The sequence below is a fragment of the Streptomyces hirsutus genome, from assembly GCF_001418415.1.
GTDB lineage: Bacteria > Actinomycetota > Actinomycetes > Streptomycetales > Streptomycetaceae > Streptomyces > Streptomyces hirsutus.
Map to the genome: position 1 here is coordinate 1 of NZ_LIQT01000038.1, position 7,716 is coordinate 7,716.

Below are 7,716 nucleotides of genomic sequence, written 5' to 3' on the forward strand. Positions count from 1 at the left end.
CTCCGTCGGCGTTCTGCGGTGCAAGGGCCTACGACCGGTGGCCGATCCGGGAGCCGCCGTACTCCTGTTCGCTGCGTTCCTCCTGCATGCGGCGGGCCGGCCGCTGGTCCAGGCGGGCGGTGATGACCAGGGTGCCCTCCTCGATCTGGTAGTCGAGGGGGAGTTCCAGGCCGCGCATCGCGGCGACCATGCCGGTGTTGGACGCCTGCGTCACGGCGTAGACATGGGCGCAGTCCGCCTCGCCGGCCATCGCCACCAGCCGGGCGAGGAGCTCGGCGCCGATGCCCCGGCGCTGCCAGGCGTCCTCGATGAGCAGAGCCACCTCGGTCTCGTCGCCGTCCCACAGCAGATGGCCGAGGCCGACGATGCGCCCCGAGGCCGTCCGCACGGCGAGCGTGCGGCCGAAGCGCGGGCTGAGCAGGTGGTTCAGGTAGCGGTCCACATCGCCGACCGGCCCGTGGTACCGCAGGCGCAGGGTCTCGGGCGAGCACCGCTCGTGCATCGCCCGTGCCGCCTCCAGGTCACCGGTGTCCGCCCGCCGCACGGTGATGTCGCTGCCCTCGGGCAGCGTCAGGAGGTCCTGGCCGCGGGGAACCCGGGGGCCGAGCCGGGTGTCCAGTTCCACCAGGGCCCTGGCCCGGGCGAACTCGGTGGGCGTGAACGGCAGATACGGCCGCTCCACGGTGATCACACCGCCCTCGGGGGCGCGCAGCCGCATCACGGTGTCCTCCAGGGTCCCCTCGGCCGGCACACCCTCCGGCGCCCGCCGGCCGGCACCCGGTGCGGCGGGCAGTGAACGGATCGTGCACCGCCCCAGCAACTGCCTCAGCGACAGAGGGAGTTCCGCGGCGTCCAGTGCCGTACGGGTGGCGAGGCCCAGCATCCGGGTCGGCGCGTCCACCAGGTCGTGGGCGTCGGCCCGCTCGATCCAGGTGTCGGTGCCACCGGCGCCCGCCACCGCCGCCGTGAGACCGGCGCCGGCCAGGTCGGCGGGGGCCCGCAGCAGGAACTCGTCGACCGTGGCCGTGCCCAGCGGATGCGTCTGCAGGCTCAGGATGTCGACGCTCTCCCCGGCCAGCGCCGTGCACAGCGCGGCCAGTGCGCCCGGTTCGTCCCGCACCGTCGTCCGCATCCGCCACAGGGTGCTCTCCGCCGGGGCGCCGCGCACGGACCCGTCGGCGGAGGCGGCCGGCAGCCCGTCCCACGACCCGGCGGCCGGGGGCCGGCCGCCGGTATCGGAAGCGGGGGGCGCGTGACCGTGGCGGCGTGCCCGCCACCTGCGGAACGCCGCCGTGAACCGTGCGGTCGGTCCGCCTCCCGACTGCCCCTGCGGGGAACGGCCTTGGCGGTCACGCGTCTCGTCCGGCATGTCTCGGCTCATGCAGCCACTGTGAAGGAAGTGTGTTTCGTGATCACTAACGTGCCATGGCTGACGAGTAAAGAGTTCGTATGGTGCCTATGATCCTTTTGTCGCTTTACTGGTCGGCGGGTGGTGCGTCGACCGGCTACTGGCCGACCAGGCCCGGCCGCAACCGCTTCGTGTACAGCACGGTGCCGTCCTGCTCCCGCAGCCGTACGGTCAGCTCTCCGCTGCCGCCGTCGATGTCGACCTCGCCGAAGAACTGGTAGCCGCCGGCGGGTGAGACGTTCGCCGCGGCCGGCGCCTTCACGAACACCCGCTCCGGGCCGAAGGTGCCGTCGAGCGCGCTCGCCGGGAAGGCGCCCGCGTTCAACGGCCCGGAGACGAACTCCCAGAACGGCTCGAAGTCGCCGAACGCGGCCCGCGCGGGCTGGTAGTGCTGGGCCGAGGTGTGGTGCACGTCGGCCGTCAGCCACACCGTGCCGGTGATCCGCCGGTGCTTGATGAACCGCAGCAGCTCGGCGATCTGCAGCTCGCGCCCCAGCGGCACGCCCGGGTCGCCCTGGGCCACCGCCTCGACGTGCTGGGCGCCCTCACCGGTGTCGGGCACGACCAGGCCGAGCGGCATGTCCGCGGCGATCACCTTCCACACCGCCCGCGACCGCGCCAGCTCCCGCTTGAGCCACTCCAACTGCTCGCGCCCGAGGATCCCTTGCGGGTCCACGGTCTGGTCACCGGTGGAGTTGGCGTTGCGGTACGTCCGCATGTCCAGGACGAACACGTCCAGCAGCGGCCCCTGCCGCAGCACCCGGTGGACCCGGCCCTCGCGATCGCCCGGCCGCAGCGTGGACATCGGGAAGTACTCGCCGAACGCGCGCCGCGCCCGTGCCGCCAGTACATCGACGCTCTTCTCCGTGTACCGGCCGTCCGTGTCCGCGATCCGCTGGCCCGGGTACCAGTTGTTGCGCACCTCGTGGTCGTCCCACTGCACGATCGACGGCACCTGTGCGTTGAACCGGCGGAAGTGCTCGTCGAGCAGGTTGTACCGGAAGTTGCCGCGGAACTCGGCCAGGGTCTCGGCGACCTTGGACTTCTCCTCCGTGGTGATGTTCCGCCAGACACCGCCGTCCGGCAGCGCGGCGGTCGCCTGGATCGGCCCGTCGGCGTAGACGGTGTCGCCGCTGAACAGGAAGAAGTCGGGATCGGTCCGGGCCATCGCCTCGAAGATCCGGTAGCCGCCGAAGTCGGGATCGATGCCCCAGCCCTGCCCCGCCAGGTCGCCCGACCACACGAACCGCACGCCCTCGCGCCGTCGCGCGGGCACCGTCCGGAACGTACCGGTGACCGGCTCGCCCGAGCGGCGCGGGTCGTCCGGGTCGGCGAGCCGCACCCGGTAGTGGATCTGCTCGCCCGCCGGCAGTCCGCGCAGCCGAGTGGTTCCCGTGAAGTCCGTGCCGGGGTCGAGCAGCGGGCCGTGCCGGCGCTGCGGGCGACGGAACGACTCGGTCGCCGACGTCTCGACGATCATCCGGGCCGGGCGGTCGGAGCGCACCCACACCAGCCCGGAGTCGTGCGTCACGTCACCCGTCTGCACACCCCACTTCGCCTCCGGACGCCCGGACCGGGCGAAGGCGGGCGCCGACCCGGCGGCGGGTAGGGCCAGGGCGGCCGAAGCTGCGAGCGAGCCGCGCAGGAGGGCGCGGCGACCGGGGAACGAAGGGAGTGACATGAATGCGCCTCCAGAGGGCGGGAGAACCGGTCGGTGTGCGCTGCCACACGTACTCGGGCGGCGCGGCTCGCGCGCAAACCCCAAGTGAACAACTCGGCGCAGACCCAGGGGAATCGACGCGCCGCCCGTGCTGCTCGCCGCATTCCGGCGTACTCCGTCGCCTTCCTTCGCGGCACGTTCCGTCACGCCGTGTCCGGCCGCGTCACGCCGGCCGCGTCACATCCCGTCGCGCCGTATCGCGCCGGTCCGCGTGGCCCCGTTCAGCGGCTGCCGTCGAGGAGGACGCGGGCGACCAGGGCGGGGTCGTCGTTCATCGGGACGTGACCGCAGCCGGGCAGCCGGATCAGTCGTGCCCCGGGGATCGTTCGCTTGGCGCGGACCCCCTGACGGGGGATGAGCAGCCGGTCGCGGGCGCCCCAGGCGACGGTGACCGGGATGCCGGGCACGTCGTCGGTGAACCGCACGGCGGTGCCCGCCCGGAGCGTCTCGGCGAAGCCGGGGGCACCGGCGAGCGCGAGCGTCTCGGCGACCACCGCCTCGGGTGAACGGCGGCCCGGCCGGGCGTAGATGGTGCTGGTCAGCGCCGCGCGCCCGGCCGCCGAACGGGCGAGCCGCTCGACCAGGGGCAGCGGCATGCGCTCCGCGATCCGCCGCATTCCGACCAGCACGCCGAAGGCGTACCGTCGCTCCGCCTGGGTCCAGAACCCGGCCGGGGACAGTGCGCTGACGGACCGTACGAGCTTCTCGCGGCCGAGCTCCAGGGCCAGCAGACCGCCGAGCGAGTTGCCCGCGACGTGGGGCCGGTCGAGCTCCAGTTTTCCGCACAGGGCGGCGAGGGCGGCGGTCATGGTGGGCAGGTCGTGGGCGAGGCCGCCCGGCAGCGCCGGGGAGGCGCCGAAGCCGGGCAGGTCCACGGCGATCACCTCGCGCTCGGTGGCGAGGATGTCCACCACCGGGTCCCAGGCCTGGCGGTGATGACCGATGCCGTGCAGCAGGAGCAGCGGTTCGCCGCGGCCCGCGCGCGCGTAGGAGAGAGTGAGGGTCTGCGGGCCGTGCGGAAAGGTGACCTCGAAGGAGACGGTCGCGGACATGGGGATGCTCCTCGTCTGGGACTCGGGGTGTCCGGGTTCGCGGTGCCGGGGGACACGCGGTGCCCGGGACGCCAGGTGGGACACCGGCATTGGCACCGACACCGACACCGACACCGGCATTGGCACCGACACCGGCACCGACACCGGCATTGGCACCGACACCGGCACCGACGTCGCCTGACGCCGTAGACAGCTTGTCAGCAATTGCTACCGACGGGTAGCCCCCGGAGGGCCGGCTCCCGGCGCGGGGTTCTGCCTCCGGCGTCCCTGTTCCGCGACGTGCCGAATCCGCCTGGACACGGCCGCACGGGTCGGCTGGGATGGAGGGGTGAGCACCGACACCGTGACCGACGCCTTCGAGGAACACCGCCCCGTCCTCCTGGGGGTGGCCTACCGCATGCTCGGACGGGTGGCCGACGCCGAGGACGTGGTTCAGGAGGCGTGGCTGCGCTGGGCGGGCGGCGACCGGTCAGAAGTCCGCGAGCCGCGCGCCTACCTGGTGCGCGTCACCACCCGCCTCGCCATCGACCGGCTGCGTCAGATCAAGGCACGGGGCGAGACGTACGTCGGCCCGTGGCTGCCCGAGCCCTACCTCACCGACTTCGGCGACACCACCCCGGACACCGCCGAGCAGGTGGTGCTCACCGACTCGGTCTCGCTCGCCGTCCTGGTCGTCATGGAGTCGCTGTCTCCGCTGGAGCGCGCGGTGTTCGTCCTGCGGGAGGCGTTCGGCTACCCCTACTCCGACATCGCCGCCATGCTCGACCGCGGTGAACCGGCGGTGCGCCAGCTCGCCGCGCGGGCCCGCAGACACGTCGAGGAGCGCCGCCCGCGCTACGACGTCGACCCCGCCCAGCGCCGCGACCTGACCGAGCGGTTCCTGGCGGCGGCGGCCGGCGGCGATCTGGAAGGGCTCATGAAGCTGCTCGCCCCCGACGTACGGCTCGTCGGCGACAGCGGCGGCAAGTCGCGCGCCCCGCTGCGCGTCCTGGAGAGCGCCGACAAGGTGGGCCGCTTCCTCGTCGGTGTCACCCGCAAGGGCTTCCCCGACGCCTCGGTCCGTCTCCTCGAGCTCAACGGCGGTCCTGCGGCACTGGTCCTCATCGGCGGCAGACCCGACACCGTCTTCCAACTGGACGTCGTCGACGGGCGGGTCCAGGCGGTCTACGTCATCCGCAACCCCGACAAGCTGCGCTCGCTGGAGGCTGCCGGGTAGGAACCGGCCACCCGTACACGGGGCCCGCGCCGTCCGGCGCGGGCCCCGTCGTCATGTCCGATTGGTATTGACCAAGGGTGAGGGCCGTCCTATGGTCGCAGAGAAGTGAAACAACCTTTAATAAACAAGGGCGCTAAAACGCCACCGGACCCGGCGATCGCGGAGGACAGGGTGGGGACCACGCAGTTGGAAACGGTGCCGGAACCGAAGTACTGGCATCTCAGGACCGTGCTCAGCGAGGCCCTGGACTCGGAGTTCTCGGTGGGCGAGATCCTGCCCAACGAGCGCGATCTGGCCGCCCGCTTCGGCGTCGCCCGTGCCACGCTCCGCCAGGCACTGGAGCAGCTGGAGCTGGAAGGCAGGCTGCAGCGACGCCGGGGCGTAGGCACCACGGTGGCCCCGCCGCGCATGGGCGTGTCCGTGGGCACGGCGCAGCACGCCTGGCCCGGCGGACCCGACGACGCCTGGCAGGCCGTGGACTGCACGCTCGACGTGCCGCCCGCGACCGTCGCCGAGACCCTGGTGACCGGCCGGGAGGAGCCCGTGCACACCGTACGACGGTCCCGGGTCTCGCAGAGCCAGCCCGTGGCCGCCGAACTGCTGTACATCCCCGCTTCCTCGGTGCCCGACCTCTCCGCCATCGACGCCCCGTCGGGCGCGGCCCGCGCGCGTGCGGTACTGCGCGAGTTGCAGCACCTGGAACTGGAGCGGCACGAGAACGCGGTGGAGCTCGGCTCGGCCCGCGCGGACGACGCCAAGGAGCTGGACCGCCTGCCGGGCGCGCCCGTCCTCGTCGTCACCACCTCCTTCATCGCCCGGGGCCGCGTCGCCGCGCTGTCCGTCGCCACCTACCGCGCGGACACCTGCCGGCTGACCTTCGGCGACTTCGGAGGCGTGGAGATCCACCACGGCCCCGAGCGCCGCGCCTCCTGAGCACCGGTGCTTCCGGGCGCCGTCCGCTGCGGGCGGGACGTGCGCGGCCGGTGGGGTGTGCGCCGCGGACGGGCCGAGCAGACCGGCGGCGGGCTACGCCGACCGCCGCCGGGGTCAGGCACGCGAAGGCGCGGAGTGCCGCGCGAGCGGCGCGCCGCCTACCGACGGGCCGTCACCGTGGCCTCCACCGCGAAGAGCTGCTCCTCCACATGGTCCAGGGCGAGCCGCACCGCGCCCGTCGCCACCGCCGCCTCCCCGAGGCGGGACAGGGCGACCTTCGGCGGGCGCAGGCAGTAGCGGGCCAGTTCGCGCCGCAACGGCTCCAGCACGCCGTCCAGTCCGGCCGCCCAGCCGCCGATCACGACGAGTTCCGGGTCGAGGGCCAGCACCAGCGCCGCCACGTCGTGGACCAGCCGCTGAATGAAGCGGTCCATGGCCGCCCGGGCCCGTGTGTCGCCCTCACGGGCCCGGGCGAAGACCTCGGCCACCGCCTGCTCGTCGAGCGGATGCAGCGGCTCGTCCGTGGTGGACAGCAGCTTCTCGGGCGTCGCCTCGCGACCCAGCAGATGCAGCGCGCCGATCTCACCGGCCGCCCCGCCGTACCCCCGGTGCAGCCGGCCCCCGATCAGTGAACCGGCGCCGGGACTCAGCCCGGCCAGCACGAACACCACATCGTCGGTCCCAGTGGCGACGCCCTTCCAATGCTCGGCCACGACCGCCGCGTTGGCGTCGTTCTCGACCAGCACCGGACACGTGAAGGACCGGCTCAGCCGCTCGCCCAGCCCCAGTCCCGTCCACCCGGGCAGCGCCGTGCCCAGCCGTACGGTGCCGTCCGCCTCGACGATCCCGGGCGTCCCCACGCCCACGGCCCGCAGCGAGTCCCGCGGCACCCCGGCCCGGCGCAGCAGCTCGGCGACGGCGGCGCGCAGCCGGTCCAGCCGCTCGTCGGCGTCGGCCGTCTCCCCGATGTCCTTGGCCTGGGCGCCGATCACCCGGCCGTCCAGGTCGGCCAGCAGCGCCGCCACCCGGTGCGGCCCGATCTCCAGGCCCAGCAGATGCCCGGCCTCCGCCCGGAAGCGGAACCTCCGGGCCGGCCGCCCCTGGCGCCGCGCCGCCCCCTCCTCGGCTGCCTTCTCCACGACGAGGCCCGCCTCGATCAGACCCTCCACGACACCCTCGACGGTGGGCCGGGACAGCCCCGTCACCCTCGTGACCTCGGTCAGCGTGGCGCAGTCCGTGGCCCGCAGCGCGTGCAGTACCACCGCGGAGTTGATCCTCCGCAACAGCGAGGGATCCCCGCCGGTCAGCCGACTCACCGTCCGTCCTCCCCGCTCGTGCGCGTGTGGGGCGGATCGTACTCGGCGCGGCGGGCCCCGGACTGCGCCAC

General features: G+C 73.6%; 7 protein-coding genes. 3 read left to right on the plus strand and 4 right to left on the minus strand.

The genetic code is table 11. From position 1 onward, the window contains the following. Nucleotides 1-28 precede the first annotated feature (28 nt). The 3 genes from AOK11_RS03010 to AOK11_RS03020 form a co-directional block, all read right to left on the minus strand. Nucleotides 29-1,381 (minus strand): GNAT family N-acetyltransferase, encoded by a 1,353-nt coding sequence (locus AOK11_RS03010; protein WP_079034602.1) that lies wholly within the window; start codon nt 1,379-1,381, stop codon nt 29-31. A gap of 124 nt (nt 1,382-1,505) precedes the next feature. Further along, entirely contained in the window at nt 1,506-3,089 is a 1,584-nt protein-coding gene (locus tag AOK11_RS03015; RefSeq protein WP_055592055.1) for an alkaline phosphatase D family protein, read from the minus strand. Nucleotides 3,090-3,349: 260 nt separating this feature from the next. Continuing rightward, a complete protein-coding gene (locus tag AOK11_RS03020) occupies nt 3,350-4,180 on the minus strand; it encodes an alpha/beta fold hydrolase (RefSeq protein WP_055592056.1) in 831 nt (276 codons plus the stop codon). Here AOK11_RS03020 and AOK11_RS43300 point away from each other — a divergent pair. From AOK11_RS43300 to AOK11_RS03035, 3 genes are all read left to right on the plus strand, one after another. Beyond that, entirely contained in the window at nt 4,179-4,361 is a 183-nt protein-coding gene (locus AOK11_RS43300; protein ID WP_055592057.1) for a hypothetical protein, read from the plus strand. The two genes, AOK11_RS03020 and AOK11_RS43300, sit on opposite strands and share 2 nt — an antisense overlap. A gap of 147 nt (nt 4,362-4,508) precedes the next feature. Continuing rightward, a complete protein-coding gene (locus AOK11_RS03030; RefSeq protein WP_055592058.1) occupies nt 4,509-5,396 on the plus strand; it encodes an RNA polymerase sigma-70 factor in 888 nt (295 codons plus the stop codon). A 171-nt stretch (nt 5,397-5,567) separates the two neighbouring features. Next, nucleotides 5,568-6,329 (plus strand): GntR family transcriptional regulator, encoded by a 762-nt coding sequence (locus AOK11_RS03035; RefSeq protein WP_055592059.1) that lies wholly within the window; start codon nt 5,568-5,570, stop codon nt 6,327-6,329. A gap of 158 nt (nt 6,330-6,487) precedes the next feature. Here AOK11_RS03035 and AOK11_RS03040 read toward each other — a convergent pair whose 3' ends face one another. After that, nucleotides 6,488-7,645, minus strand: a complete 1,158-nt coding sequence (locus tag AOK11_RS03040) for an ROK family transcriptional regulator (RefSeq protein WP_055592060.1) — start codon at nt 7,643-7,645, stop codon at nt 6,488-6,490. Nucleotides 7,646-7,716 lie beyond the last annotated feature (71 nt).